This is a genomic window from Cupriavidus sp. 8B (genome assembly GCF_054589115.1).
In genome coordinates this window covers 178,123-203,284 of sequence record NZ_BAAILO010000432.1, presented here as the reverse complement: position 1 = coordinate 203,284, position 25,162 = coordinate 178,123, and the positions used below count along the sequence as shown (strand labels likewise).

Genomic DNA, 25,162 nt, shown 5'->3' with positions numbered 1-25,162 from the left:
AATCGCCGCTCTGGTAGTTGCCTTCCTGCCCGCGCCCAGCCACAATCCGCGCTTTTCCAAACGCCCCGCCAGCCGCCAGCGCAACCCGTCACTCATATTCATTTCCCAATGTCAGCCATGTTCGCGCCGTTATGAACGAATGCTGCCCCTCCCTTAGTCTTGCGCCATGTCGGACCAGCAGCGCCAGCACGGAGTGGCGAGCAACCGGCCGACAGCGGCGTACCGGGCTACATGCAGTGCCGAGCGCGACACAAATATGTGCGCAGCGGCCCGCATGACGGCCTCGGCAACGACAACGAAAAAGCGAGACAGCCTGGGTATGAGCGACGTAGCCGCCGCCCCAGCGCACCACAAAGGAGACACTCCGCCATGCTTGAACAGCCGTTCCCCGGCCGTGCCACCGCTCCCGGCACCGACGCGATCGAGGCCAAGGCCATCGACGCCATCGAATCCATCGAAGTCAATGGCTTCCTAGACCGGTACTTCCAGATCAGCGCGCGCGGCAGCACCGGGCGCCGCGAGGCGCTGGCCGGCGTCACCACCTTCATGGCCATGGTGTATTCCGTGTTCGTGGTGCCGGGCATGCTCGGCAAGGCGGGCTTCGATACCAGCGCCGTGTTCGTCGCAACCTGCCTGACCGCGGCCTTCGGCTCCTTGCTGATGGGCATGTGGGCCAAGCTGCCCATCGCCATTGGCTGCGCGATCTCGCTGACCGCCTTCACCGCTTTCGGGCTGGTGCTCGGGCAGGGGCTCTCCCCCGCCGTGGCGCTGGGCGCGATCTTCCTGATGGGCGTGGTCTTCACCGCGATTTCCGTGACCGGCGTGCGCTCCTGGATCCTGCGCAACCTGCCTGCGGGCGTGGCGCACGGCACAGGCATCGGCATCGGCCTGTTCCTGCTGCTGATTGCCTCCAACGAAGTGGGCCTGGTGATCAAGAACCCGGGCGCCGGCCTGCCGGTCGCGCTGGGCAAGATCACGGCCTTCCCGGTGGTGATGTCGGTCCTCGGCCTGGCCGCGATCTTCGGCCTGGAACGGCGCCGGGTGCCGGGCGGCATCCTGCTGGTGATCGTCGCCATCTCCGCGCTGGGGCTGGCTCTCGATCCCGCCGTGAAGTTCTCTGGCGTGTTTGCGCTGCCCGCGCTGAGCGCGCCGGGCCATGCCTCGCTGATCGGTGCGATGGACATCAAGGGCGCGCTGTCGCTGACGGTGCTGCCCAGCGTGCTGGCACTGGTGATGACGGCCGTGTTCGACGCCACCGGCACCATTCGCGCCGTCGCAGGTCAAGCCGGCCAGCTCGATGCGAAAGGCCAGATCCCCAACGGCGGCCGTGCCCTGACCACGGACTCGCTCAGCTCGATCTTCTCGGCCTTCTTCGGTGGCGCGCCCGCCGCGGCATACATCGAATCGAGCGTTGGCGTGGCGGCCGGCGCCAAGACCGGCCTGGCCGCGGTGGTAGTAGGCCTGCTCTTCCTGGCAGTGATCTTCTTCTCGCCGCTGGCCGGGCTGGTGCCTTCGTACGCGACGGCACCTGCCCTGATGTACGTGGGCCTCCTGATGCTGAGCAGCGTCAGCAAGCTGCACATGGACGATATGGTCGACGCCATGGCCGGCCTGGTCTGCGCGGTCTTTATCGTGCTGACCTGCAATATCGTCACCGGCATCATGCTGGGCTTCTGCACCCTGGTGATCGGCCGCATCGTGGCCGGTGAATACCGCAAGCTGAACGTGGGCACCGTGGCGATTGCGCTGGCGCTGGCCGTGTTCTACGGCGGCGGCTGGGCGATCTGAAGCTTGACGGCCGCGGCACTGCCCGCGGCCAAGGATGCACCGCGCGGGCTGACAGGCCGCGCGGTGCATCCACGCTAGCGGGTACTGAAAGCCAGCGCAACGATGACACTGGCTTTTTTGCGAAGCGGGCAATCACCCGTCCCGCTTCTTTTTTTGGCCTCAGGCTGCTGCGCGCCGTTGCGGCCTTGATGCTGGCACCGCGCTCGCCACCCCCTGCAGCCCCTGCTCCAGGTCGGCAATCAAATCCTCCGACGCTTCCAGCCCGACATGCAGGCGGATCACCGGCTCGGCGCCACGCCAGTACGAGTGTTCCGCCAGGCGCTCCGGCGCGGCCACCTGCACCAGGCTTTCATAGCCGCCCCACGAAGCCCCCAGCCCGAACAAGCTTAGCGCATCCACCAGCTTGCGCGCCGCCGCCACGTCGGCGGCGGGCAGCGCGAACGAGACCAGCCCGTTGGCGCCCGAGAAATCCCGCAGCCACAGCGCGTGGCCCGGATCCGAGGGCAAGGCCGGATAGAACACCCGCCCTACCGCCTCATGCGCTTCCAGGAACTGCGCCACCGCCAAGGCATTGCGCTGGTGCTGGGCCAGCCGCACGGCCAGCGTGCGGATGCCGCGCAGCGCCAGGTAGGCATCGTCCGCGCTGATAGCCAGGCCGAAGCCATCGTAGGCGTCGGCAATGCGGCGCGCCAGCGCCTCGTCCTTGACCACCACCGCGCCCTGCATCAGGTCGGAATGGCCGCTGATGTACTTGGTCGATGCCAGGATCGATACGTCCACGCCGAGCGCCAGCGGCTGCAGCACGTGGCCGGAAGCCCACGTATTGTCAGTGGCCACCACCACGCCATGGCGGTGCGCGATCTGCGCAAGGCGCGGCAGGTCCAGCACCTCGTACAACAGAGAGCTGGGCGACTCCAGGTAGAGCAAGCGCGTGTTCGGGCGGATCAGCGCTTGCACATCGTCCCGGCTGGGCGAAAAGTAGCTGACCTCGATGCCCAGGCGGCGCAACAGCGTTTGCTCCAGCCTGCGCACCGGCGCGTAGACGCTGTCCACCACCAGCGCATGGTCTCCCGGCGACAGCAGCCCCAGGAAGGTCAGCGAGATCGCTGCCAGCCCCGAGGGCGCCAGGAAGGTGCGGTTGCCGCCTTCGAGCCCGGCAATCGCGTCTTCCAGCGCGCGGTGCGTATCCATGCCCTGGCGGCCATAGGAGCTGACACGCTCGCCGCGCGCATGGCGCGCGCGGACATCGTCATAGGCGTCCGAGTTCTCGAAGCGCACGGTGCTGGTGCGCACCACCGGCACATTGACCGGGCCGTGGCCCTGGACAAAGGGCGGCGTGCCGGCGTGGATCAGTTGGGTATCGCGATGATGGCTCATGGTTCCTGGATAGGGTGATTGGCTTGGGCCGCGCTCAAACGGCGAAGCGCAGCTTGTCGAAGGAGAAGACGAAGGGATCGGCCTGCGCGCGCGGTGCCGCGCCCAGCGAGCGGTTGAGGAAGGCGCGCGTGCGCTCGCTCTGCGGCGCGCTGAAGATGCGGCGGGCCGGGCCATGCTCGACAATCCGCCCGCCCTCGGTGAAATAAACCTCGTCGCTGATCTCCTCGGCAAAGCGCATCTCATGCGTCACCAGTAGGCAGGTCAGCCCCTCCTCGACCAGGTCGCCGATCACGGTCAGCACCTCGCCCACCGTCTCCGGGTCCAGCGCGGAGGTCACCTCGTCGAACAGGATCAGCTCGGGCTCCATCGCCAGCGCGCGGGCAATCGCCACGCGCTGCTGCTGGCCCCCGGAGAGCTCGCCCGGATACGCGCCCGCCTTGTCGGCCAGACGAACCTTGCGCAACAGCTCGATGGCGGTGGCCTCCGCCTGGGCGCGGCCACGGCCCAGTACGCGCAACGGCGCGATGGTGAGGTTCTGCAGCACCGTCAGGTGCGGAAACAGGTTGTACTGCTGGAAGACAAAGCCCACGCGCTTGCGCAGCGCAATGCGCTCGGCCTCGCTGCGCAGCTCGCGCACCGAGACGCCGCCAACAGTGACCGTGCCTTGCTGCGGCTCCAGCAGGCCGGTGATGCAGCGCAGGATGGTGGACTTGCCCGAGCCGGACGGGCCGATGATGGACACCGCCTGCCCGCGCCGCACTTCCAGGTCGATGCCCTTGAGCACCGGGTTGCCGCCGAAGGCAAGGTGCACATCCTTGAGCGCTACCAGCGGCGCGGCCGCCGTGGGGACCGCGGACAATACGGGTCCGCCGCTATGTTCAGGCAACAGCATATTTTTGTTCCAGGAAACGGGTGAAGCGCGAAATCGGGTAGCACCAGGCAAAGAACATCGCCAGCACGGTGAAATAGATCAGCACCGTAAACGCGGTCTGGTTGACGGTATTGCTGGCGATCTGCGCGGTATCGAGCAAGTCGTGCACGCCCACCAGCGAGGCCAGCGCGGTGCCCATGGTCAGCGTCGCGTACAGGTTCATCCACGGCGGCAGCATGCGCCGCACGCACTGCGCAACGATGATCAGCCGCAGGATCTGCCAGCGCGAGAACGCCATCGAGCTGGCCGCCTCCCACTGCGTGAGCGGGATCGACTGCACGGCTCCGCGCAGCACCTCGGCCACATTGGCACTAGCCGGCAGCGCCAGCCCAACCACCACCTTGAACCAGTCGGGGAATGGCACGATATGGCTGCCGATATTCACCTCGAACGGGAAGACGTAGGTGGAGAAATAGATCAGCACCAGCCACGGCGCATTGCGGAACACCTGCACATACAGATGCGCCGGGCGCGACAGCAACGCCACCGGCGACAACCGCAGCGCGCCGACCAGCAGCCCGCCGACCGTGCCCAGCACAATCGCCAGCAAGCTCACGCCAATATTGACCAGGAAGCCGCGCACCAGCGCCGGCGACCATTGCCAGGCGCTGGCCAGTGCCCGCGCCAGGTCCGGATGGCGGGTAGCGGCGAACGCCACCGCCACCAGCGGCAGGAGCCATAGCAGCCCCGAGTAACGGCCGGCACGCGACCAAGCCGGCGCCGCCGGGAAAGCGGGATCAGTAGAATCAGCGCTCGCCATAGCCGGGCATCCTCAGTCGAAGTTCCAGCCAGCTGCCCGCCTGGCTGACCACCCAGGTCAGCAGGCCGAAGAACAGCAGCAACAGCACCATCAGTTCCAGCACGTTGTCGCGCTGGGTCCAGATCATGATGGAGGCGTAGGTGATATCGCCCACCGCAATCGCGGACGCCACCGCCGTGGCCTTGACCAGCTCCACGGAGTTGTTGACCAGGGCCGGCAGGGCGAAGCGCACCGCCAGCGGCAACTGCACGCGCCACAGCAATGTGCGGCGATCGAAGCCGAGCGACGCCGCCGCTTCCAGCGTGACCTTGGGCACGGCCTCGATGCCGGCGCGCAAGGCTTCGGCATGAAACACGCCCTTGTGCAGCGACAGCACCACCACCACCCAGAGGAACGGCGTGAGCGGATTGGTCCGCTGCGCGTCCTGCAAGGCATGGGTGATCAGCATGTTCAAGACCAGGAAGGCGCAATACAGCTGCACCAGCGTGGGCGTGTTGCGCGTGACTTCCACAAAGGCGCGCGTGGCACCGGCCAGCACCGGGCTGCGCGAGGTCAGCAACGCCGCCATCCCCACCCCCGCAACCAGGCTGCCGGAGAGCGTGCATAGCACCAGCTGGATGGTCACCCAGGCACCATGCACGAATGCGCTGCGGTCATAGGCATCGGCGAGGAACGCATAGTTCAAGCCGATGCGGTGCGCCGCATCGATCCACCAGGCAATCGCTGCTTCCATCAGGAACGGCCGCCCTTGAACTTGTCGTGCAGCTCGGTGAGCGCCGGCGACGGCGGCAGGATGCCAGCCTTCTTCTCGGTGGCAACCAGCCAGCCGCTGCGGTGCCAGTTCTGCACGATGCGGTCGACCGCCTGGATGGTGTCCTGCTCGCCCTTGCGGGTCCAGATCACGGTCGGCGCCGGGTTCAGTTCCGGCAGCACGATGCGGTAGTTCTGCCATTCCGGGTTGCCGCGCACCAGCGGCTGCAGCAGCGTGTTGTCGTGCACGGCGCCAGCGCAGTTGTCGCCGCGCAGCGCCAGCAGCGATTCCGCCGAGCCCTTGAAGCCCTTCGGGATGGCGCCGTATTCCACCTGCACCGGCCGCGTATAGCTGCTGCCCTGCGAGATGCACACCGTCTTGCCCTTCAAGTCTTCCCAGCGGCGGATATCGCTTTGCTTGGGCACGATCACGGCGCCGCCCACGCGGTAGTAAGGCGTGGGCACGTGGCCCAGTTGCTCGCCGCGCTCGGCGTTGTATTCCATCGCCGCGATCAGCACGTCGACCTTGCCCTGCTGCAGGAACTGCACGCGGTTGGACGGCTGCACCTGCACCGTTTCCAGCTCCACATTGAGTTGCCTGGCCAGGTCCTGCGCCAGGTCCGCGTTGAAGCCGACGGGCTTCTGCGTGGCGGGATCGATCGAGCCAAAGGCGCTGCCGGACAGCATGATGCCGACCACGATCTTGCCACGCTGGCGGATCTTGTCGAGCGTGGCGTCGGCCTGCGCGGCGCCGGCAAAGAAGGTACCGGCCAGCATGGCGGCAGCGAAGACGAGAGGACGCGGGGAGCGCAGCGAAAGAGTGCGGGTCATGGTGTGTTCGAGTTCTTATTGGCTAAGTCGCGGTTTGTGTGATGCAGTCGACAAACTGTACGCAAGCGCCGACGGGCAGGGAACGAATAAAAGAGCCGATCGTTATGCGATCTCCGTTGCCCCGCGGCAGCACAGCGTGGCCGCATATCCATGCGCGGAAAGATTCGTTGGCGGCGTGGGCCACGCTTTCTAAGCTTTGCGCTCGATTCGCCTCCGGCAACACCGTCATGCAACGTCGCACCCTGCTCCGCACCCTCCTCTGCCTGCCCGTCGCCGCCGCCGCGGCTGCCATCGCGGGCGTACCCTTTTACAGCCATGCCACGGAGGCCACGCAGACCCAGACCTTCCCCGCGCGTCCCGTGCGCATCGTGGTGCCGGTGGCACCCGGTGGCAGCGCCGACAAGCTCGCGCGCACGCTGGCCCTCAAGCTCAGCGAGAAATGGGGCCAGCCCGTGGTGGTGGAAAACGTAGTGGGCGCCAGCGGCACCATGGGCGCCGCGCAGGTGGCGCGGGCCAGGCCGGACGGCTACACCTTGCTGCTGGGCGGCGAAGGCGTGACGCTGAACGCCTCGCTGTTCAAGACGCTGCCGTACGATACGAGCCACGCGTTTCGCGGTGTCAGCAAGGCTGTGGTGAATCCGCAGATCCTGGTCGCCAGGCCGGATCTTGGCGTGCGCAACCTGCAGGACTACATCGCGCTGGCACGCAAGAAGCCTGGCGAGGTCACGCTTGGCCTGCCGGGCAATGGCGGCATTGCCCACGTGGCCCATGAAATGCTATCTCGCCAGACCGGCATCAAGGTCAACTACATTCCCTACGCCGGGGGCGCGCCCGCCACGGTGGACCTGCTTGGCGGGCACATCGACGCCACGCTGATCACGCTCGCGGCGGTGACCGATTACGTGCGCTCCGGCCGGCTGACCGCGCTGGCGGTTACCACGCCTTATCGCTCGAAGGCGCTGCCGCAGGTGCCGACCATGGCGGAGGCTGGCGCTACCGGTTTTGCCGTAGAGAGTTGGCAGGGGCTGATTGCGCCTGCGGCTACGCCGACGGTCGTGGTGGATCGCATTAGTCGCGATGTAGCGGCTGTGCTCAATGTGCCGGCCACGCGTAGCCAGCTGGAGGATGCTGGCTATGTGGTGGTGGGGTCTTCGGCGCAGGAGCTGGATGCTACGTTGTCGCGGGATTTGCCGAAGTATGCTTTGGTCATTGCGGCTTCGGGGATATCGTTGCGGTGAGGGGCTTTGGGTTGGGTTGGCTCAACTGCAACTGCAACTGCAACTGCAACTGCTTAACGTCAAGGTCAAAAGCAACTGCAGTTTCACCACCCCTGCGGGGCGGCGACCTACTTTTTTGTCTTGCCGCTTGCCAAAAAAGTAGGCAAAAAAGCGCGCCGGATGGGGCGACACCCCCTCGGGATTTCACGAAAAGAGCGGCCGGGACCCAAACTCGCATCGCCTTGAGGATACTCAGACATGGGTCCCTCTTTTCCGCTCTTTTCGTGAAATCCCGAGGCGCCCCATACGGCCTTGGCACACCTTGACGGCTCGCTTCGCATCGCGCTTGGGTGTTCCCCGCCTGGGGGCGCTTCACACGGCTACACAGAACCTGGATTTGGCGGTTGCGCTGTTGCTTGCGAATCCGTTCGCTTCCCGCTGGTTGGCTCCCCTCTCCCACTTGTGGGAGAGGGGCCGGGGGAGAGGGCGGGCGCTCGCCGAAGCGATGCCCTTGCGCCTACTGCTGCCTGTAATCCACCAGCCGAACCGGCAAGTCCCCATCGCGCTTGAGCTGATCCACCAGGCCGATTTCCCAGTTCAGGTAGGCGTGCATCTCTGACTTCCGGCGGCCTTCGTCCTCGTAAGCGTAGGCGCTGTACCACGCGTCTTCGTCACCGGTAAGCACTCTCGCTGCCGCGGCAGCGCCGGCCTCGGCGGATTCCGCTGGCAAGCCGAGTGCTTGCCAGCGTGCGTTGCCGCCTAGCAGTGCGCGCACGTCGCGCTGGCTGGTGCGACGCAATTCTGCAGCGACGGATTGCGCCAGCACGCCATCGGAAGACGTCACCACGATGATGTCGTCGGCACCCGCATGCTCCAGCGCCAGCGATACCTTCTCCGGCGTAGCGAACCATGCACCGGGCACATGTGCGCGTCGGAATGCCAGGCTGCTATCCACGTCCACCACCGTGACCCCGCCCTGCGTTTGCTGCGCTTTGAGCGATGCGGCTTCGATCCACGGCGCTTCCACTTCGGAGGCGCGCAGCACGCGCACGGGCTCCGGGCCGGATTCGCGCGGTGCCAGCGGTGCCGGACGGAACAGATAGACCTCGTGGCCGCTGAACTGGGCCAGCCAGGCTGCCGTGATCTGTGCGCGCACGCCGTCCCAGTCAGCCAGCACGATGCGGGCACGGCGGATGCCGGCGTAGGCGTCGGTGGCTTGCACCAGCTGGCCGCCGGGGGCGCTGCGCCAGCCCGGCAGGTGGCCTGCGGCGTATTCCTCGGGCGAGCGGACATCGAAGCGGTACAGCGTGCGTTCGCTCGCCTGCTGCGCGAAGGCGGCTAGCTGCGCCGCATCGATATGTTGCACGCCGGCGCGCTGCGCCACGCGGGCAGCGCGTTCACTCGCGGCGGCCTGGGAGGTTTCGCCGGGCTGCGGCGCGAAATGGGTCTGGCCGTGGTCGAGCTGGTAGCCGGCCAGCAGCCATGCCATGGTCCCGTCCTTGAGCGACACCACGCGATTGGGAATGCCGGCGTTGATCAGCGTCTGCGCGCCCACGATGCTGCGCGTACGGCCGGCGCAATTGACCACCACCAGCGTCTCGGGATCGGGTGCGATCTCGCCGATGCGGTAGACCAGCTCCGCGCCCGGGCAGTCTAGCGCGCCGGGAATGCTCATGTTCTGGAACTCGGTGAAGGGGCGGCTGTCCACCACCACCACGTTGTCGCCGCGCTCCTGGTGCAGCTTGAGCGCCTCGGCGGTGATCCACGGGGTCTGCAGCTCGTGCTCGATCACTTCGCCGAAGGCTTTGCTGGGCACGTTGGTGCCGCTGAAGATTTCATAGCCGGCGGCCTGCCAAGCACGCGTGCCGCCTTCCAGCACGGATACGTTGGTATAGCCAACGCGCAGCAGCTTGGCGGCGGCAGCGTGGGCGATATCCTCAACCAGATCCGTCACCACGATGCGCGTGGTGCGGCGCGGCACCAGCCGGTCGATCGTGGTCTCGAGCCGGCCCAGCGGCGCGGGCGCGGCGAACAGCAGGTGCTCGCGCGCGAAGGCGCCCTCCTCCCGCGCGTCCAGCACGGCCAGTTCCTCCCCCTCGGCAATGGCGCGCTTGAGCGCGGCCGGGCTCACCAGCGGATGGCGAATCAGCGCCGGTGCGGCAAAGGTCCGGTAGCTGTATTGCGTGCCACCCTCGGGCGCGGGGTCGAACTTTACGCGCTCGGTCAGGCGAGCCAGCGTGAGGCCGTAGAAGTGCAGGTGCAGGCCAGGTGTGTCGCCGATCAGCTCGATGGTGTGCACATCGGTGGGCGACAGCGTAATGGCATTGCCCGCCTGTACGTCGAGCTGGCGCAGCGGCTCCAGCGTGTCGAGCCCGGGCTTGCTGCCCTGGCTGCGGTGAAAGATCACGTTGCGCTCAACACCGCGCACGCCGGCAATCACCGCCCAGGTGGTGTGGTCGTGCGGGGGCTGCGCCTTGCCCGGCAGGCCGGCGGAGGCGAACAAGGCGAAGCGGCCGTCCGGGTCTTCCGCCAGCCGGTAGATCGCGGCGGGCCGGGCCGCATCCACGGGGAAATGCGCCGGCGGGAACAGATGCGCCTGGCCGGCCAGTGCCACCAGTTCGTCGGCGATCGCGGCCAGCGGCGTCTTGTCGGCGGCGTGCCCGCCTGCGATCTCGCGAGCACGGGCGATGAAGGCGGCCACCGCTGCGGCGCGGGCGCCGCTCACGTGGCTGGCAGCGGCGGGGTCGGCGTCGGCCAAGGTCTGGGACAGGTCGGTAATGGTCATGGCGAGAAGCTCTTGAAAATTCTGGGCAAGTTGGAGCCTAAAAGAAGTTGCGCCGGGCGCTAACGAATCAGATCGCAGATCGTTATGCCGTGCCTGGCGCGGGCATCATGCCGCAGCCGCCACGGGCTTCCGCTCGCGGGCAAAGGCCACCAGCCGCTCCACGCCCTGCGCGCATTCCTCGGCACCGGCCACCAGCGCAATGCGGACATGGCCCGCGCCGGGGTTGTGGTCATTCACCGTGCGCGCCAGGAAGGTCCCCGGGACCACGGCAAGGTTCTGCTCGGCCAGCAGCTCGCGCGTGAAGGCCACGTCGTCCAGCCCGCTGGCGCGGATGTCGAGCCAGGCAAAGAAGCCCGCCTGCGGCTGCAGCAGGCGGGCTACCTGCTGCAGCCGTGGAATGGCAAAAGCAAATTTCTCACGGTACAAGCGGCGGTTTTCCACCACGTGCGCCTCGTCCTGCCAGGCCGCGATGCTGGCGCCCTGCACTGCCGGGCTCAGCACGCCGCCGGAATAGCTGCGGTACAGGCGCAGGCACTCCAGCACATCGGCGTCGCCTGCCACAAAGCCGGAGCGCAGGCCGGGCGCGTTGGAGCGCTTGGACAAGCTGGCCACGGCCAGGATGCGCTGGCGGTCCCGGCCGAGCGCGCGGGCCGCGGCCAGCACGCCCAGCGGCGGCGCGTCCTCATCGAAGTACAGCTCGGAGTAGCACTCGTCGGACACGATATGAAAATCGTGCCGCTCGGCCAGCGCCAGCACGTGCTCCCAGTCGGGCAGCGCGTACACGCGGCCGGAAGGGTTGTCCGGCGAGCACAGGTAGGCCAGCCGCACGCGCGGCCAGATGTGCGCGGGCACCGCATCGAACGCGGCGGCCAGCCCTTGCGCGGGGTCGATGTCGAGGTAATACGGCTCGGCCCCGGCCAGTAGCGCCGCGCCTTCATAGACCTGGTAGCCGGGATTGCTGACCAGCACCACCGGCGCGCCATCCTGCGGCCGGTTGGCGCGCAGCACCGCTTGCGCCAGGCTGAACAACGCATCCTTGGCGCCGTTGACGGGCACGATCTCGCGCGCCGGGTCGAGGCCGTCCACGCCGTGGCGGCGCGCGATCCAGGCGGCGATGGACTCGCGCAGCGCGTCGCTGCCAGCGACCTTGGGATAGCGGCCGATGCTGCCAGCGTGTTCGGCCAGCGCCTCCACGACCAGGCGCGGTGTGGCATGTTGCGGCTCGCCCCAGCTGAAGCTGATCGGCGGCAGGCTGGTACGCAGCGGCGTTTGCGCCGCCAGCGCCTGCAGTTTCTCCGTGGGATAGGGTTGCAGGCGTTCGTGCAGTGGTTGGCTCATGCTGGTTCTCTCATTGGGGTGCGGCGCCTTAGCGATTGCCCGCGCCTTCTGGCTTGTCGTTGCGCGCGATCGTGCTGTCCTGGCTGCCGTTGACATAGCGCTCCCAGGCGGCCACATCGCGCTCGATGCGTCCGCGCGCCTCGGCGCTGCCAAGGAAGATCGCGCGGTTGCCCGGCTTGGCCGTGAACGCCCTCACCTCGGGCTCGGCCTGCGCGCGCGCCAGCGCCTGGCTGATGGCCTGGATGCGCGCCGGCGGCGTGCGGGGCGACACGAAGATGCCGCTCCAGCCGCCGAAATCCGGCTCGCGCACGCCCAACTCCGCCGTGCTCGGCACATTGGGCAGCGCTGCCAGCCGGTGCGAGCCGATCACCAGCAGCGGCTGCAAGCGGCCGTTCCTGACCTGCGGCTCGGCCAGCGCATAGTCGACCATGCCCACTTGCACATGGCCGGCGAGCAGGTCGGAATACAGCGGGCCGGTGCCCTTGTAAGGCACGTGCAGCAGGTTCAGCCCGAAATGCTTGCTGATCTGCTCCACCGACAAATGCGAGATGGAACCCGGCCCCGACGAGCCAAAGGCAATCGGCTCGCCCGATGTACGCGCCCTGGCCTGCAAGGCCTGGAAGGAGCGGATGCCAAGCTCGCCGTTGACGAAGATCACGCCCTGCGACTCCAGCGTGACTGCCACCGGGGCCAGGTCGCGCAAGGGCTTGAGCTCAAGGTGCTTGTTCTGCACGGTGTTGCCGACAATCACCACGTTGTTGGCCTGCAGCAGCGTGTAGCCATCGGCCGCACCGCGCGCCACCGCCTCCGCACCGATCGAGCCCGTCGCGCCCGGCTTGTTCTCGATCACCACCGGCTGGCCGGTGACCTTGCTGAGCGCGCGCGCCAGCACGCGGCCATACAGGTCCGCGCTGCCGCCGGCCGGCCAGGGGATCACGTAGCGGATGGGCTTTGACGGCCATGCGTCGGTCGCCGGGTCTGCGGCGGCAACCGCAGGGCCGGCGGCCAGCGTGGAGAGCAGGAGCGCTGAGAGTGCAAAAAAGGGCTTGCGGAGCATGGTGATTCCCTGGCGGGTGCCGTATGAACTAGCGACCCACTCTAGGAGCCGGCCCCGGGCCACGGCAACGAATCTTTCCGCCGTTGGTAATGCAATGCGTGATGCGCGGCCGCAGGCCTTATGCCGCCTTGTGCCGCCTTGTGCCGCCTTGTGCCGCCTTGTGCCGGAGCAAAACCGAATATGCATCGGCGATATTGTTAGTTCTTCTACGGCCCGGCACTCCGTAGAGTGGAGCACGGCCGCCACCTGCCACGGCATCGCACTCATAAGAGGATTTCCCCCATGACGACCCAAACCAGCCAAACCAGCCAGCAAAACCAGCGTAATGCGGCCATTGCCGCCACCCTCGCCGAGGTCAGCGCACTGACGGCGCACAACGAAGTGGATCGCGCCACGCTCGGGCAGGTAACCACCGCCCTGCAGAAACTGGCCGACCAGAAAGACCTGTTCGGCTTTGCCGACTTCCCGCCGCCGAGCGACGGCACTACCACCTCCACCCGCTACCGCCTGAGCGAGGAAGGCCAGTTGCCGGCGCTCTATCTCAACTCGATCGTGCCGGGGAAGAAGACCATCCCGCACAACCATGACACGTGGGCCGTGATCGTGGCGGTGCAAGGCGATGAGCTCAACCGCGTCTACCGCCGCACCGACGACGGCAGCAACCCCGAACACGCCAGCATCGAACTGGAGCGCGAACTGGTGGTTCGCCCGGGCACGCCGATCAGCTTCCTGCCGCAGGACATCCACAGCATCCACGTGGTGGGCGACGCCCCCACGCTGCACTTCCACCTCTATGGCCGGCCGCTCGAAACGCTGACTGGACGCATCGGCGTGGAGCTGGAAACCGGGCGCATCGTCAACTACAACGCCACCCAGTTGAACCGCAGCGAAAAAGCCGCAGCCTGACATTGCGACCAAGACGACGGCCCCAATCCCTTGTTCACGCGGAGCACTCCATGACCCAATCCATCGACGCCGTCACCTTGCGCGGCTGGCTTAACGACGGCCAGCCCCTGGCGCTGTTCGACGTGCGCGAGCACGGCCAATATGGCGAGGGCCATCCCTTCTTCGCCGTGCCCCTGCCCTACAGCCGGCTGGAGCTTGATGTTGCCCGCCTGGCGCCACGCCTGGCCGAGCGCATCGTGCTGTTCGACGACGGCGACGGCGTGGCCGAGCGGGCAGCACAGCGGCTGGCTGACCTGGGCTACGGCAATCTCACGCTGCTGGCGGAGGGCGCTGCGGCGTGGGCCGCGGCCGGCTATACCTTGTTCAGGGGCGTCAACGTGCCATCGAAGACGTTTGGCGAACTGGTCGAGCACCAGCAGCACACGCCGCGCCTGAGCGCTGCCGAGCTAGTGGCGCGCCGCGACAGCGGCGAACCGCTGGTGCTGGTGGATGGCCGCACCTTCGAAGAGCACCAGAAGATGACCATCCCCGGCGCGCACAGCCTGCCCAACGGCGAGCTGGCCCTGCGCCTGGCAGCACTGGTGCCGGATGCGCAGACCACCGTGGTGGTGCACTGCGCCGGCCGCACGCGCAGCATCATCGGCGCGCAGACGCTGCACAACCTTGGCCTGCCCAATCCCGTGCTGGCGCTGGAGAACGGCACGCAGGGCTGGTACCTGGCCGGCCATGCGCTCGAGCACGGCAGCCAGCGCCGCTACCCGCCGGCCCCGGCAGCCAGCGAGCTGGCCGAGGCGCGCGCGTTCGGCGCGGCTGCTGCAGCGCGCCGGCCTGCCCGCGCTGTCGGCCGCGCAGGCGCAGCAGTGGCTTGACGACGACAGCCGCACCACCTACTTGCTGGATATCCGCACCGCCGAGGAGTTCGCGCAAGGATCGATCGACGGCGCGCGGCATGCGCCCGGTGGCCAGCTGGTGCAGGCCACCGACCAGTACATCGGCGTGCGCGGCAGCCGCGTGATCGTGTTCGACGACGATGGCGTGCGCGCACCGGTGATAGCTAGTTGGCTGTACCAGCTGGGCTATGAGAGCGCGGTGCTCGCGCATGGCGTCAACGCCGCCGTCAAGGCGAGCGCGCCGCCGCGCACCCTGCCCGCCCACGCCCTGCCGGTGCTCGACGCCAGTCTGCTGCGCGCGCTGCACGCCGAAGCGCCCGACGCGCTGCGCATCGACCTGCGCGAAAGCGCCGAATACGCGCGCGGCCATGCGCAAGGCGCGGTCTGGTCGATCCGCCCGCGCCTGCCCGCCACGCTCGAGCGCCTCGGCGCCGCCCGCGACCAGCCGGTCATCCTGATTGCCAGCGAGCCGCACATTGCCAGCCTCGCCGGTCAGGATCTGCAGGCCGCTGGCTACCGGCATGTGTACCGGCTGGCGGAGGGCTACCGCACCTGGCAGGCCGCGGGCCTCCCCGAGGCCGCCGAGCCGGTGCGGCTGCCACCCGAGGCGCGCATCGATTACCTGTTCTTTGTGCACGACCGCCACGAGGGCAACAAGGACGCCGCGCGCGCCTACCTGGCCTGGGAAACCGGGCTGATTGCGCAGTGCGCGCCGGATGAGCTCGGCCGCTTCCGCATACTGGAATCCGCAGAGCAAGCGGCCGCCCGTAGCAAGGCGGCCTGATCGGGTCGACGGGCCCCGTGCTCGCTGGCTATCTTCCTTTGCGGCATGTCGCGCGCGATACTATGTCATGACATAATAAGTTGTTATAAATTATGTATTAACATAAGAGCACAAAGCCGTGTGCTATGCTATTTCATATCATTTGATCTGAAACTATGTCATGGCATCATTCTACGATCAGCTCCAGGCACGCCGCGCCGCGCGCAAATCCTCGCTGGGGGAAGTGGCCCGGCTGATCGGCATGGCGCCGTCCAACCTGACCACGGCGCTGAGCGGCCGCAGCGATGTGCGCGCCTCCACACTCGAAGCCGTGGGCGCCGCGCTCGATGCGGAATGGGTGCTGGTGCCACGCGAGCACCTGCTCGCCGTCAAGCGCCTGATCGAGGGCAAGGACAGCGGGCCGGACCGCGAGGCCAAGACCTCGGTGGAAATGTTCCTGGAACAGGCATCATGAGCGCCGGGCTGCGCCCCCGCTACCTGGAAGTGCACCTGCACGGCGTGCTGTGCGGCCACCTCTGCGAGGTCGAGCGCACCTGCCGCTTCGTGCCGGCAGAAGCCTTTCGCGGCGACCCGCTGCGGCCCACGCTCAGCCTGTCGCTGACTTTCCCCGGCAACGACACGCTGACCGCCGCGGTGCTGTCCAACCCCTTCCATCCCGCGCTGTACAACACCAACGCGGCGCTGCCGCCCTACTTCGCCGGACTGCTGCCCGAGAGCGAGTTGCGCAAGCGCCTGGAAGCCACTCGCCACAGCCCAGAGGACCGCGACGATTTCGGCATCCTGGCCGCTGCCGGCGACGACCTGCCGGGCGCGGTGGTGGTGCGTCCCGCGCCCATCGACGCCTTGCCCGAGCACGTGCGCACCGTCGGCGTGACGGGCGGCGCGGACAACCTGGAAATTGCCGTGATCGAAGGCGCCACCGAAGGCGCGGCCTCGGTCTCGGGCGTTCAGAACAAGCTCGCGCTGTCCACCGCGCATGCCGGCAAGCGCTACACCCTGCCCACCCACGGGCACCTCTCCGACCTGATCGCCAAGCTGCCCGCACGCAACGACGACAGCCAGGTCTTCAACGAATACGTCTCGATGCAACTGGCGCAGGCCGCCGGCGTAGCGGTGGCGCCATGCCGGCCCGTGCCGCTTGCCGCCATCGAAGTGGAAGGCCTGGCCGATGCCCTGGGCGCCGACCTGCAGTTCCTCGCCGTGGACCGCTTCGACCGCGAGCCCGGCGGGCGCGTGCATGCCGAGGACGGCTGCCAGTTGCTCACCCGCATGCCCAACCGCAAGTACGCCGGCCACAACGCCTACGTCGCCCTGGTGCAACTGCTGGAGCGCCTCAGCGTGCGCGGCATCGAAGACGTGCGGCAGTTTTTTATCCGCCAAGCCGTCAACACACTGCTGGGCAACAGCGACGCCCACCTGAAGAATTTCTCCTTCCTGTACCGCAACGGCATCGCACCCGAGCTCTCGCCGGCCTACGACATCGTCAGCGTGGCCGCCCTGCCGGGCTTTGCCGGCTTCGGCCAGAACGTGGCCATCGACCGCCAGCAGCGCGAGCAAACCCTGCAGACCTACCGCGAATTCGCGCGCGAGGCCAGGATCGCCGAGCGCATCGCCACCGCTGCCGTGAAAGACGCCGTGGCGATGGCACACGAGCGCTGGCCAGCATTGCTGGAGCAACTGCCAGCGCCGGCGGGCATGCGGGCCATCGTGCTGGAGCGGCTGGCGACATTGCCGCTGGCGCGGCGCAAGGCATAACTCAACGCCACTCAACTCCCCCACTCAACTCAGCCCATCCAGCACCACGTGCTGCCCATGGATGGCCTGCGCCGCGTCCGAGGCCAGGAAGGCGATGGCGCGCGCCGCCGCCGAGGTCGAGACCCAGTCGGACGGATCGGCGGCCGGCATGGCCTGGCGGTTGGCATGGGTGTCGAGCGTACCCGGCGCGACGCTGTTGACGTTGACGCCAGCCCTGCGCACCTCATGCGACAGGCTCTCCACCAGACGCTGCAACGCGCTCTTTGACGCGCAGTAGGCGCCCATTGCGGCGGCGCCGCTAGCGGCGCCACGCGCGGTCACAGCCACGACCTTGCCGGCGCCCTGCGCGAGCATGGCGGGCACCAGATACTGCGTGACCGCCACCAGCGACCAGGCGTTCAGATCCATCATCCGCATCCAGGACTCGCGGCTGAGCGCATGCACGGGCTCGCCCATCTCGAAGCCGCCGGCCACGTGCACCAGCACATCCACGCCGCCGAAGGCGTCAAGGATGCTGCGCGCCGCCACGGCCATGCTGTCCGTCGAGGTCACGTCCGCTGCCAGCAACAGATGCCAGCCCGCGGCCTCGGGTATCGGCGCATGCGCGCGCAGGACTTCCACGTCCCGGTCGATCAGGGCCAGCCGTGCCCCCTCGTCCGCGAACGCCTGGGTGACGGCGCGGCCCAGCGCGCCACCGGCGCCTGTGATCACGATGCGGCGCGGGGATGCTGACGATTCCATGGTGTTCTCCGGTTCCAGTCTCCTAGTCACCATAGTCTGCCGGGCACGAGCTGGAAAGCAAGGTGGTAGGTCACGTGCTAAGTCACGTAGTAAGTCAGGTGGAAGCCGGCGCTACGCTTTCCGAGTGACCGCGCCCGAGCAGACCCTGTCGAGATTGTTGCAAAACTATCACAAACGATAATCATTATCATTTACAATCCGGCGCTTTCAGCACTCTCGCCGCGCCATGCTCACCCGCCAACTGATTGCCCCGGTCACCCTGGGCTGCCTGCTCTCCCCCGCCTTGGCCCAGACCGCCCCGGACGCCGAGACCACCTTGCCGTCCGTCACGGTCAGCGCCGCCGAAGATCCCCGCGCCGACACCGGCTTTGCCACGCGCCGCGCGGCTGGCGTGACCAAGTCCGGCACGTCTGCGGCAGACAGCGCGCAGTCCATCACCGTGATCACGCGCGACCTGATGGACAGCCAGCAGGCGCAAACCCTTGGCGACGCGCTGGCCAATTCCGCCGGCGTGGTCACCAATGTCTACGGCCGGCGCGGCTGGGACGACTTCATCATCCGCGGCCAGCGCGCCTCCGAATCCGTCTTTGTCGATGGCCTGCTGGTCGAGTCCAACAACCGCGTGGCGCAAGAGCTGTTCGGCGCGGAGCGCGTGGAAGTGCTCAAGGGCCCGGCCTCGGTGCTGTTCGGCAAGGTGCAGCCGGGCGGCATGGTGAATATCGTCAGCAAGCACCCCAAGCCGGAACTGTTTGGCGAGCTTGGGCTCACGGTGGGCAACTACGGCCTGCGCCAGGTCACGGCGGATGTCGGCACGCCGCTGTCGAAGAACGGCAAGGCGGCGCTACGCGTAAACGCCCTGGCAATGAACAGCGATGACGCGACCGACTACGTGTATTACCGCAACCGCTATATCGCGCCGTCGCTGTCTCTGGACCTGGGCGCGCGTACCGACCTGACCCTGCTGGCCAGCCACAACGAGCGGCAATACGTGCGCCAGCAAGGCCTGCCCGTGAATGGCACCCTGAGCGCCAATCGCAACGGCACCCTGCCCAACAGCCGCTTTACCGGCGAGCCGGGCCTGGCGCCGTACGACGGTGAGCAGAACCGGCTGGGCTATGCGCTGACCCACCGCTTCGATTCCGGCTGGACGCTGAACCAGAATTTCCGCTGGCAGACGCTGTCGCTGGCCGGCACGCTGATCGCGGGCGGGACCATGGCCGTCAACAGCCAGTTGCTCAACCGCAGCGGCACGCAGCAGGATTTCTCCGGCACCACCATCGGCGTGGATACCAACCTGCAGCGGCGCTTCGAGATCGCGGGGCAGCAGCATGAGATCACGCTCGGCGTGGACTACAACCGCAGCAACGAGAGCCGCCTGCAGCGCACCTGCCGCGTCGCGGCGCTGAACGTCTACAACCCGGTCTATGGCGCGACCGTGAACTGCCCCAGCGCCTACAGCCTGAGCCAGGAAGACAACGTCAGCACGCTGGGTTTCTACGCACGCGACCAGGTGCGGTTTGCCGAGCGCTGGCTGCTCACCGCCGGCCTGCGCCATGACACGGCACGCACGAGCACCACCGACCGCCTGCTTGCCGCGCGCACGGAAGACACCGCGCGGGCCGTCACCGGCAGTGCCGGCCTGATGTTCGACCTGACCAGCTGGGCACGCCCCTATGTCAGCTACGCGACCTCGTTCCTGCCCAACAGCGGCACCGACGTCAACGGGGGCACCTTCAAGCCCGAGACGGGGCGCCAGGCTGAGGTTGGCATCAAGTTCGACCTGCCCAGCAAGAGCGGCCTGCTGACGCTGTCCGCCTTCGACCTGACGCGGCGTAACGTGCTGAGCTCGGACCCGGTCAATACCGGCTTCAGCATTGCCACGGGCGAGCAGCGCACGCGCGGGCTGGAGGCAGAGCTGACGGCGGATCTTGGCGGCGGCTGGAGCCTGGCCGGCGCCTATGCCTATATTGCCAGCGAGGTCACGGAAGACACCGTTGCCGCCAACGTGGGCAAGCCGCTCAACAACGTGCCCCGGCACAGCGTCTCGCTGTGGGGCACCAAGCATTTCCGCGGGCCGCTGGCGGGCTGGTACGCCGGCGCCGGCATGCGCGCGGAGAGCGCCAAGCGCGGCTACACCTTCAACTACACGGTGCCCGGCTACGCGGTGGCAGACCTTGGCGTGGGCTATGTGGCATCGCACTGGAAGGCCGCGCTCAACGTCAAGAACGTGTTCGACAAGGCGTACTACGCTGGCGGCCTGAGCAACAACATCGTGCCGGTGGGCAATCCCCGCACGGTCATGCTGAACGTGGCGCTCAACTACTAAGCTACGCCGCCAGCAGGCCCTCGATCAGGCCCGCCACATGCCGCACGGCCACATCGTCGTCGCGGCGGACATGCCAGGCAAGGTGGAGGGAAAAGCCCTCCACCGCCACCGGCGGCGCGAAGGTCGCCAGGGCCTGCGCCGGATCCTCGGGCAGGCAGCGGCTGGGCAGCATGGCGATCAGGTCGGAATCGGCCAGCAGCGGCGGCACCATCATGAAGCTCGGCACCACCATACCGACGCGCCGCGCCAGGCCCAGCCCGGCCAGTGCATCGTCCAGCGGCCCTTGGATGTCGCCACGGCCGGATACAAGCACATGCGGATAATCCAGCCAACGCGCCAGCGTGAAATCCCTGGAGGCGGGATGCCCCCGCCGCATGGCCACCACATAGTGCTCGCGCAATAGCGGCCGCCGCCGGAAATCCAAGCCCGGCGCCGGGAACACCGATACCGCCAGATCGCTGTCGCCGCGCGCCAGCGCATCGAGCGCGGCGTCGGCGCCTTGCCAGGGCTGGAGCACCAGGTTCAGGCCCGGCGCGCTAGCGGCCAGTTGCCGGTGCAACTGCCGCGCCACCAGCACGGCGGGGTGATCGGCCATCCGCACCCGCACCGTCTGCGACAAGCTCGCCAGGTCCACTTCGGGCGCACCAATCACCGCCGCAACCGAGGCCAGCGCCAGCTTCAGCGGCGCGCGCAGGGCCTGCGCCTTCGGCGTGAGCTGCATGCCGCCAGGCGCGCGCTCCAGCAGGCGATCCTTGAACAGGTGGCGGCACCGCTCCAGCGCACTGGACGCTGCCGGCTGGGACAGCCCGACGCGCTGCGCGGCCCGCGAAACGTGGGCCTCGTCGAGCAAGGCGTCCAGCACCGTCAGCAGGTTGAGGTCGATCGCGCGTAAATTCATGAAACGGATAATAGAACATACCAACTATCCATTGGAGTAATTTAATGTGAAACGGCATTCTTGAGGCATCACCACGGCACACACCGCGGCACACACCACGGCACTACCAACCGGAGCCCATCATGTCCAAGACCCTGATCCTGCTGTTCCATCCCCAGTTCGATCAATCCAAGGCCAATCGCGCCCTGTGCCGTGCGGCCAGCGCGCTGCCCGGCGTGGAGATCGCCAACCTCTACGCCCTCTATCCGGATGGCGCCATCGATGTGGACGCCGAAGTCCGCCGGCTGCTTGGCGCGGACCGCATCGTTTTCCAGTTCCCGCTCCAGTGGTACGCCACGCCCGCCCTGCTCAAGGCCTGGCAGGACGCCGTGCTGACCCGCATGTTCTATATCGCCTATGAGACCGAAGGCCGTGCGCTGGAAGGCAAGCCCATGCTGGTAGCCGCCACCGCGGGCAATTTGCCGCAAGCCTACGGGCCGGGCGGCGTCAATCTGTTCCCGCTTGCCGAGTTGCTGCGCCCCTTGCAGGCCACCGCCAACCGATGCGGCCTACCCTGGTCCGAGCCCTTCCTGCTCTTCGAGGCGGGCAAGCTGGACGACCACGCGCTGGCTGCCGCGGGGGAACGCTACGCTGTGCGCTTGCAGCACATCGCGGCCTAGCCAGCCGGGCCAGGATCGTTCAAGATTCGGGCTCGCAGAATCGCCTGAGAGTCGCAATTGCCGCTGAATCGCCTGAAACAGAGTGCCACCCTGATTGCCGTGCTGGCATTGATCGGTTCGATGGCTTCGCTTTGCATCGGCACCTCGTTTGCCAAGAGCCTGTTTGCCGAGGTTGGCGCCCAGGGCACCACGGCGCTGCGGGTGAGCTTTTCGGCGTTGATCCTGCTGTGCGTGTGGCGGCCCTGGCGGATGCCGCTAAGCCTGGCCAACGCCCGCGTGATCGCGCTTTACGGCGCGGCGCTGGGCGCCACCAACCTGCTGTTCTATATGTCGCTGCGCACCGTCCCGCTCGGGCTGGCGATTGCCATCGAGTTCACCGGGCCGCTGGCGGTAGCCGTGTCGTCGTCACGGCGGGCCATCGACTTCCTCTGGATTGCGTTTGCGGTGGCAGGCTTGCTGTTGCTGTTGCCGCTCGGGGAAAACGTTGCCACGCTCGATCCCGTGGGCATCGGCTACGCGCTGGCGGCAGGCGTGGGCTGGGCGCTGTACATCATCTTCGGGCAGAAGGCAGGCAACGCGCACGGCGGGCAAGCTACCTCGCTCGGGCTGACCATGGCATCGCTGGTGGTGCTGCCCTTCGGGCTGGCGCATGCCGGCACGGCCATGTTCAGCCCGTCGCTGCTCGTGGCGGGGCTGGCGGTTGGACTGCTCTCCAGCGCCATTCCCTATTCGCTGGAGATGGTGGCGCTCAAGCGGCTGCCGCGCCGCACCTTCGGCATCCTGCTGAGCATGGAACCCGCCATGGGCGCGCTGGCCGGGCTCGCGTTCCTGCACGAGACGCTGAATACGCAGCAATGGCTGGCGATTGCCAGCATCATCACCGCGTCGGTTGGATGCACGATGACGGCCGGATCGCGCAAGCGCGCAGCCGCCAAGGCCTAGGCAGCCGACAGTCGCGCCGCGACTGGCTGCGCGCGATTGCCGGCCAGCCCGCCCAACACCAGGTTCACCTCATACAGCAGGCTGTCCTCCGGGTTGCGCCGGGTGGAGAAACCGAACTCCCGCATCAGCGCCAGCATGCGGCGGTTCTCGCTCAACACATCGCCGCGCAGCCGATGCAGCCCGGCGCCCACCGCCGCGTCGCGCAGGCGCTGGATCAGCCTGCGGCCGATGCCCTTGCCCTGCCAGTCGTCGGCCACCGCCACGGCGAACTCGCCGACCTCACCGTCCTCGCCACGCGTCACCACGTAGTTGCCGTTGGCGACGATCATCGGCAGCCCATCCACTTCCGCCGTGACCACCAGCGCCAGGCCGGCGTCGCTCTCGATAAACAGGTCAATCACCTCGTCGGACACGCGCCCGCCAGTCAGGAAGCGGTAATAACGGCTCTCGCGCGACAGCGCCTGGACAAACGCCCGCTCCCTTTCGGCATCGGCCGCCCGCACGGCGCGCACGACCACCCGCTCGCCACCGCTCAGTTGCCAAGTCTCGGCGCATTCCGGGCAGGCCACATGCCAGCCGCCGGCGGTCGGGCGGGCTTGGCCGGCGAGGCTGAGGTGATCCGAGGGCTGCATGTCCAACTCCTGACTTCATATTTCGTAGTCAGGAGTATAGGCTATACCCTGACTTTTGCAAATGAAGTTAGCCTGCTATGCTGAATCCATGGATCTGACCACCCAAGAACTCCGCAACTGCTCGATTGCCGCGACCCTCTCGCTGATTGGAGAGAAGTGGACGATCCTGATCCTGCGCGACGTTTTTCACGGCATCCGGCGCTTTGACGAATTCCTGGAGCGGCTGCAGTGCTCCCCCGCCGTGTTGTCGGCTCGGCTCAAGACACTGACCGAGGCCGGCATCCTGCGCAAGGTGAGCTATCGGGAACCGGGCGAGCGGGAACGTTTTGAATACCGGCCGACGCGCGCTGCCGTGGAGCTGCTGCCCGTCGTCGTCGGCTTGATGCAATGGGGCGACCGCCACCTGGCGGCCAGCGGGAAAGGGCCGGTGGAGTTGCTCACGCACACTGAGGGCCGCCAGGTGCGCGCCGCGCTTGTGGACGACGCGGATCAGCTCGTGCGGCCCAATGACATCGAGATTTCCCGCGTGAGCCGGTATGTGGAGCCCGCGGCGGACGAAGAATCCCCGAAGACGCCAGCCGCGCAAGTGTAGGCAGGCGCCAGGCGCCGGGAAAGTATCTCGGGCAGCCGCGCGGTCGCATCCGGACGATCGCGCATCAGTGGCCGAATTCTGCGTCGCTCAGTCGAAGGCGGGCACCGATCACGAAGCCGACTACTCCGCGCTCACGCGCGACGGCGGCTACGTAGGCTGCGCGATGTCGTGCACGTCGTGCGCAACGGCAAAGACGAAGTTGATTCACTGATCGGCTTCATGTTCGACATCAGCGAATGCAAGCGCACCGAGGAAAAGCTCGCGCAACTGCAGAAGGAACTCGAACACCTGTCGTTCAGGGACAGTCTGACGGGCTCGGGCAACCGCCGCATGTTCGACAGCGTGATGGAATGCGAATGGGCGGCGGCGAAAGAAACCAGCAAACCGCTGTCGCTGATCATGATCGATATCGATTTCAACGACTTCAAGTTGCATTCGCGCTGATTTTCGGCTTTCTGGCGGGTCTCACGCCCGGGCTTCAGTTCTCATGTACGTTTGGTGTGGTCAAACGGAAAGCGCGTCGCTGGCAGCCCTGACAAAGCGTGGTTTGGTTTGGCTGGTGGTGCCCAAGGTGACGCGCACATGACGGGCATTAACAATTGATTACAACCGGGGGGATCCAGTCGCATTATGCTCCCCGAGCCCAAAGGACTGCGGCAGACAATACAGTGGCATGCCGTACTACACGAAAAGCAGGAAAATCGCATGAACAAGATCTTCTCGTTTCCCCTGATGGCAATTGCCATGCTGGCGGCGACCTCGGGAGCCGCCCAGGCGCAGCACGTTGTCGGGGGGATGGGCGAGGAAGTCAGGATCGGCGCTTTCGGTGGCCGTGCGGATAATTACATGGGCGGCCGCGGCCTGCCCGACAGCCATGGGCTTAATGCGGCAGGCCGGGACAGGGTACGCACGCGAGCCATCGACCGACATGGAGCGCCCGCCACTAGTGCGCGCGGCAAGGTGCCTACACTTCCTGGCAGACATTTGCCATAGGCAACAGAGGCGCAATGAAAGTCCATCTGATGCCCTTGAGCAGACATTCGCCAATGGCTTTATGGAATCAGCATTTCGGCATCGCTTCGGGGCGGATGTACGTGAAGATGTGCGAGACGTAGTCCGCCTTGCCGAGTTCGACACCGTGGTTACGTAGAATGGCGTACGCGGTATTGACGTGAAAGTAGAACTGAGGCAGCGTGCGCGGGC

The 25,162-nt window shown here is 67.1% G+C and carries 23 protein-coding genes and 2 pseudogenes; 13 read left to right on the top strand and 12 right to left on the bottom strand.

Features of this window, described 5'->3' with window-relative positions; genetic code table 11:
- Nucleotides 1-369 precede the first annotated feature (369 nt).
- Nucleotides 370-1,788: an NCS2 family permease gene (locus ACYP5B_RS41910; protein ID WP_400094995.1), complete on the top strand. Its 1,419-nt coding sequence runs from the start codon at nt 370-372 to the stop codon at nt 1,786-1,788.
- 159 nt (nt 1,789-1,947) lie between these two features.
- Here ACYP5B_RS41910 and metC read toward each other — a convergent pair whose 3' ends face one another.
- From metC to ACYP5B_RS41885, 5 genes are read right to left on the bottom strand one after another with little or no spacing between them, the layout of a single operon-like run.
- The gene (metC, locus tag ACYP5B_RS41905) at nt 1,948-3,165 is read right to left on the bottom strand and encodes a cystathionine beta-lyase (protein WP_400094993.1); all 1,218 of its coding nucleotides are present in this window, start codon (nt 3,163-3,165) and stop codon (nt 1,948-1,950) included.
- A 34-nt stretch (nt 3,166-3,199) separates the two neighbouring features.
- Nucleotides 3,200-4,057 carry an amino acid ABC transporter ATP-binding protein gene (locus ACYP5B_RS41900; protein WP_400094991.1) on the bottom strand — a complete coding sequence of 286 codons (858 nt, stop codon included), beginning with the start codon at nt 4,055-4,057 and terminating at the stop codon, nt 3,200-3,202.
- The gene (locus ACYP5B_RS41895) at nt 4,044-4,856 is read right to left on the bottom strand and encodes an amino acid ABC transporter permease (RefSeq protein ID WP_400094989.1); all 813 of its coding nucleotides are present in this window, start codon (nt 4,854-4,856) and stop codon (nt 4,044-4,046) included. Before ACYP5B_RS41895 ends, ACYP5B_RS41900 begins: the two co-directional genes overlap by 14 nt.
- Nucleotides 4,843-5,589 (bottom strand): amino acid ABC transporter permease, encoded by a 747-nt coding sequence (locus ACYP5B_RS41890; RefSeq protein ID WP_400094987.1) that lies wholly within the window; start codon nt 5,587-5,589, stop codon nt 4,843-4,845. The genes ACYP5B_RS41895 and ACYP5B_RS41890 overlap by 14 nt, the downstream gene beginning before the upstream one ends.
- Nucleotides 5,589-6,437 carry a transporter substrate-binding domain-containing protein gene (locus tag ACYP5B_RS41885; protein WP_400094985.1) on the bottom strand — a complete coding sequence of 283 codons (849 nt, stop codon included), beginning with the start codon at nt 6,435-6,437 and terminating at the stop codon, nt 5,589-5,591. Before ACYP5B_RS41885 ends, ACYP5B_RS41890 begins: the two co-directional genes overlap by 1 nt.
- Nucleotides 6,438-6,664: 227 nt before the next feature.
- On the opposite strand from ACYP5B_RS41885, the gene ACYP5B_RS41880 reads away from it, so the two are divergent.
- Nucleotides 6,665-7,675 carry a tripartite tricarboxylate transporter substrate binding protein gene (locus tag ACYP5B_RS41880; protein WP_400094983.1) on the top strand — a complete coding sequence of 337 codons (1,011 nt, stop codon included), beginning with the start codon at nt 6,665-6,667 and terminating at the stop codon, nt 7,673-7,675.
- A gap of 496 nt (nt 7,676-8,171) precedes the next feature.
- Here the strand turns inward: ACYP5B_RS41880 and ACYP5B_RS41875 are convergent, their stop codons facing one another.
- From ACYP5B_RS41875 to ACYP5B_RS41865, 3 genes are all read right to left on the bottom strand, one after another.
- On the bottom strand, nt 8,172-10,439 hold the full coding sequence (locus tag ACYP5B_RS41875) for a rhodanese-like domain-containing protein (RefSeq protein WP_400094981.1): 2,268 nt from the start codon (nt 10,437-10,439) through the stop codon (nt 8,172-8,174).
- 105 nt (nt 10,440-10,544) lie between these two features.
- On the bottom strand, nt 10,545-11,777 hold the full coding sequence (gene dapC, locus ACYP5B_RS41870) for a succinyldiaminopimelate transaminase (protein WP_400094979.1): 1,233 nt from the start codon (nt 11,775-11,777) through the stop codon (nt 10,545-10,547).
- A gap of 28 nt (nt 11,778-11,805) precedes the next feature.
- Nucleotides 11,806-12,834: a tripartite tricarboxylate transporter substrate binding protein gene (locus ACYP5B_RS41865; protein ID WP_459573547.1), complete on the bottom strand. Its 1,029-nt coding sequence runs from the start codon at nt 12,832-12,834 to the stop codon at nt 11,806-11,808.
- A gap of 282 nt (nt 12,835-13,116) precedes the next feature.
- Here ACYP5B_RS41865 and ACYP5B_RS41860 point away from each other — a divergent pair, with 282 nt between their 5' ends.
- The 5 genes from ACYP5B_RS41860 to ACYP5B_RS41840 all read left to right on the top strand — a co-directional run bounded on the left by ACYP5B_RS41860 (nt 13,117) and on the right by ACYP5B_RS41840 (nt 17,169).
- Entirely contained in the window at nt 13,117-13,740 is a 624-nt protein-coding gene (locus tag ACYP5B_RS41860) for a cysteine dioxygenase family protein (protein ID WP_400094975.1), read from the top strand.
- Between the two features lie 50 nt (nt 13,741-13,790).
- Entirely contained in the window at nt 13,791-14,609 is an 819-nt protein-coding gene (locus tag ACYP5B_RS41855) for a rhodanese-like domain-containing protein (protein WP_459573546.1), read from the top strand.
- Between the two features lie 22 nt (nt 14,610-14,631).
- Complete coding sequence (locus ACYP5B_RS41850) at nt 14,632-15,414, top strand: rhodanese-like domain-containing protein (protein ID WP_459573545.1); 783 nt, start codon at nt 14,632-14,634, stop codon at nt 15,412-15,414.
- A gap of 160 nt (nt 15,415-15,574) precedes the next feature.
- Nucleotides 15,575-15,868, top strand: coding sequence for a helix-turn-helix domain-containing protein (locus ACYP5B_RS41845; RefSeq protein ID WP_318234983.1), 294 nt, complete (start codon nt 15,575-15,577; stop codon nt 15,866-15,868).
- Nucleotides 15,865-17,169 (top strand): type II toxin-antitoxin system HipA family toxin, encoded by a 1,305-nt coding sequence (locus ACYP5B_RS41840; RefSeq protein WP_400091975.1) that lies wholly within the window; start codon nt 15,865-15,867, stop codon nt 17,167-17,169. Before ACYP5B_RS41845 ends, ACYP5B_RS41840 begins: the two co-directional genes overlap by 4 nt.
- Before the next feature lie 24 nt (nt 17,170-17,193).
- On the opposite strand, the gene ACYP5B_RS41835 is transcribed toward ACYP5B_RS41840, so the two are convergent.
- The gene (locus ACYP5B_RS41835; protein ID WP_459573544.1) at nt 17,194-17,910 is read right to left on the bottom strand and encodes an SDR family NAD(P)-dependent oxidoreductase; all 717 of its coding nucleotides are present in this window, start codon (nt 17,908-17,910) and stop codon (nt 17,194-17,196) included.
- 226 nt (nt 17,911-18,136) lie between these two features.
- Here ACYP5B_RS41835 and ACYP5B_RS41830 point away from each other — a divergent pair, with 226 nt between their 5' ends.
- Nucleotides 18,137-20,236, top strand: a complete 2,100-nt coding sequence (locus ACYP5B_RS41830) for a TonB-dependent siderophore receptor (RefSeq protein WP_400091971.1) — start codon at nt 18,137-18,139, stop codon at nt 20,234-20,236.
- A gap of 1 nt (nt 20,237) precedes the next feature.
- On the opposite strand, the gene ACYP5B_RS41825 is transcribed toward ACYP5B_RS41830, so the two are convergent.
- A complete protein-coding gene (locus tag ACYP5B_RS41825; protein WP_400091970.1) occupies nt 20,238-21,134 on the bottom strand; it encodes a LysR family transcriptional regulator in 897 nt (298 codons plus the stop codon).
- A gap of 122 nt (nt 21,135-21,256) precedes the next feature.
- On the opposite strand from ACYP5B_RS41825, the gene ACYP5B_RS41820 reads away from it, so the two are divergent.
- Both ACYP5B_RS41820 and ACYP5B_RS41815 read left to right on the top strand, forming a co-directional pair.
- Nucleotides 21,257-21,793, top strand: coding sequence for an NAD(P)H-dependent oxidoreductase (locus tag ACYP5B_RS41820; RefSeq protein ID WP_459573543.1), 537 nt, complete (start codon nt 21,257-21,259; stop codon nt 21,791-21,793).
- 57 nt (nt 21,794-21,850) lie between these two features.
- On the top strand, nt 21,851-22,735 hold the full coding sequence (locus ACYP5B_RS41815; RefSeq protein ID WP_459573542.1) for an EamA family transporter: 885 nt from the start codon (nt 21,851-21,853) through the stop codon (nt 22,733-22,735).
- Here the strand turns inward: ACYP5B_RS41815 and ACYP5B_RS41810 are convergent.
- Complete coding sequence (locus ACYP5B_RS41810) at nt 22,732-23,367, bottom strand: N-acetyltransferase family protein (RefSeq protein ID WP_459573541.1); 636 nt, start codon at nt 23,365-23,367, stop codon at nt 22,732-22,734. The two genes, ACYP5B_RS41815 and ACYP5B_RS41810, sit on opposite strands and share 4 nt — an antisense overlap.
- An 88-nt stretch (nt 23,368-23,455) precedes the next feature.
- Here ACYP5B_RS41810 and ACYP5B_RS41805 point away from each other — a divergent pair, with 88 nt between their 5' ends.
- From ACYP5B_RS41805 to ACYP5B_RS41795, 3 genes and pseudogenes are all read left to right on the top strand, one after another.
- Nucleotides 23,456-23,959 (top strand): winged helix-turn-helix transcriptional regulator, encoded by a 504-nt coding sequence (locus ACYP5B_RS41805; protein ID WP_459573540.1) that lies wholly within the window; start codon nt 23,456-23,458, stop codon nt 23,957-23,959.
- Between the two features lie 4 nt (nt 23,960-23,963).
- A pseudogene (locus tag ACYP5B_RS41800) lies at nt 23,964-24,394 on the top strand (GGDEF domain-containing protein); the annotation flags it as partial.
- 270 nt (nt 24,395-24,664) lie between these two features.
- Entirely contained in the window at nt 24,665-24,952 is a 288-nt protein-coding gene (locus ACYP5B_RS41795) for a hypothetical protein (protein WP_459573539.1), read from the top strand.
- 67 nt (nt 24,953-25,019) lie between these two features.
- Here the strand turns inward: ACYP5B_RS41795 and ACYP5B_RS41790 are convergent.
- Nucleotides 25,020-25,151, bottom strand: a pseudogene (locus ACYP5B_RS41790) (DUF1993 family protein); the annotation flags it as partial.
- Between the last annotated feature and the right edge of the window lie 11 nt (nt 25,152-25,162).

Bases quoted from the DNA above. Each gene is read 5' to 3' on its own strand.
- ACYP5B_RS41910 (WP_400094995.1), top strand. From the start codon at position 370: ATGCTTGAACAGCCGTTCCCCGGCCGTGCCACCGCTCCCGGCACCGAC.
- metC (WP_400094993.1), bottom strand. From the start codon at position 3,165: ATGAGCCATCATCGCGATACCCAACTGATCCACGCCGGCACGCCGCCC.
- ACYP5B_RS41900 (WP_400094991.1), bottom strand. From the start codon at position 4,057: ATGCTGTTGCCTGAACATAGCGGCGGACCCGTATTGTCCGCGGTCCCC.
- ACYP5B_RS41895 (WP_400094989.1), bottom strand. From the start codon at position 4,856: ATGGCGAGCGCTGATTCTACTGATCCCGCTTTCCCGGCGGCGCCGGCT.
- ACYP5B_RS41890 (WP_400094987.1), bottom strand. From the start codon at position 5,589: ATGGAAGCAGCGATTGCCTGGTGGATCGATGCGGCGCACCGCATCGGC.
- ACYP5B_RS41885 (WP_400094985.1), bottom strand. From the start codon at position 6,437: ATGACCCGCACTCTTTCGCTGCGCTCCCCGCGTCCTCTCGTCTTCGCT.
- ACYP5B_RS41880 (WP_400094983.1), top strand. From the start codon at position 6,665: ATGCAACGTCGCACCCTGCTCCGCACCCTCCTCTGCCTGCCCGTCGCC.
- ACYP5B_RS41875 (WP_400094981.1), bottom strand. From the start codon at position 10,439: ATGACCATTACCGACCTGTCCCAGACCTTGGCCGACGCCGACCCCGCC.
- dapC (WP_400094979.1), bottom strand. From the start codon at position 11,777: ATGAGCCAACCACTGCACGAACGCCTGCAACCCTATCCCACGGAGAAA.
- ACYP5B_RS41865 (WP_459573547.1), bottom strand. From the start codon at position 12,834: ATGCTCCGCAAGCCCTTTTTTGCACTCTCAGCGCTCCTGCTCTCCACG.
- ACYP5B_RS41860 (WP_400094975.1), top strand. From the start codon at position 13,117: ATGACGACCCAAACCAGCCAAACCAGCCAGCAAAACCAGCGTAATGCG.
- ACYP5B_RS41855 (WP_459573546.1), top strand. From the start codon at position 13,791: ATGACCCAATCCATCGACGCCGTCACCTTGCGCGGCTGGCTTAACGAC.
- ACYP5B_RS41845 (WP_318234983.1), top strand. From the start codon at position 15,575: ATGGCATCATTCTACGATCAGCTCCAGGCACGCCGCGCCGCGCGCAAA.
- ACYP5B_RS41840 (WP_400091975.1), top strand. From the start codon at position 15,865: ATGAGCGCCGGGCTGCGCCCCCGCTACCTGGAAGTGCACCTGCACGGC.
- ACYP5B_RS41835 (WP_459573544.1), bottom strand. From the start codon at position 17,910: ATGGAATCGTCAGCATCCCCGCGCCGCATCGTGATCACAGGCGCCGGT.
- ACYP5B_RS41830 (WP_400091971.1), top strand. From the start codon at position 18,137: ATGCTCACCCGCCAACTGATTGCCCCGGTCACCCTGGGCTGCCTGCTC.
- ACYP5B_RS41825 (WP_400091970.1), bottom strand. From the start codon at position 21,134: ATGAATTTACGCGCGATCGACCTCAACCTGCTGACGGTGCTGGACGCC.
- ACYP5B_RS41820 (WP_459573543.1), top strand. From the start codon at position 21,257: ATGTCCAAGACCCTGATCCTGCTGTTCCATCCCCAGTTCGATCAATCC.
- ACYP5B_RS41810 (WP_459573541.1), bottom strand. From the start codon at position 23,367: ATGCAGCCCTCGGATCACCTCAGCCTCGCCGGCCAAGCCCGCCCGACC.
- ACYP5B_RS41805 (WP_459573540.1), top strand. From the start codon at position 23,456: ATGGATCTGACCACCCAAGAACTCCGCAACTGCTCGATTGCCGCGACC.
- ACYP5B_RS41795 (WP_459573539.1), top strand. From the start codon at position 24,665: ATGAACAAGATCTTCTCGTTTCCCCTGATGGCAATTGCCATGCTGGCG.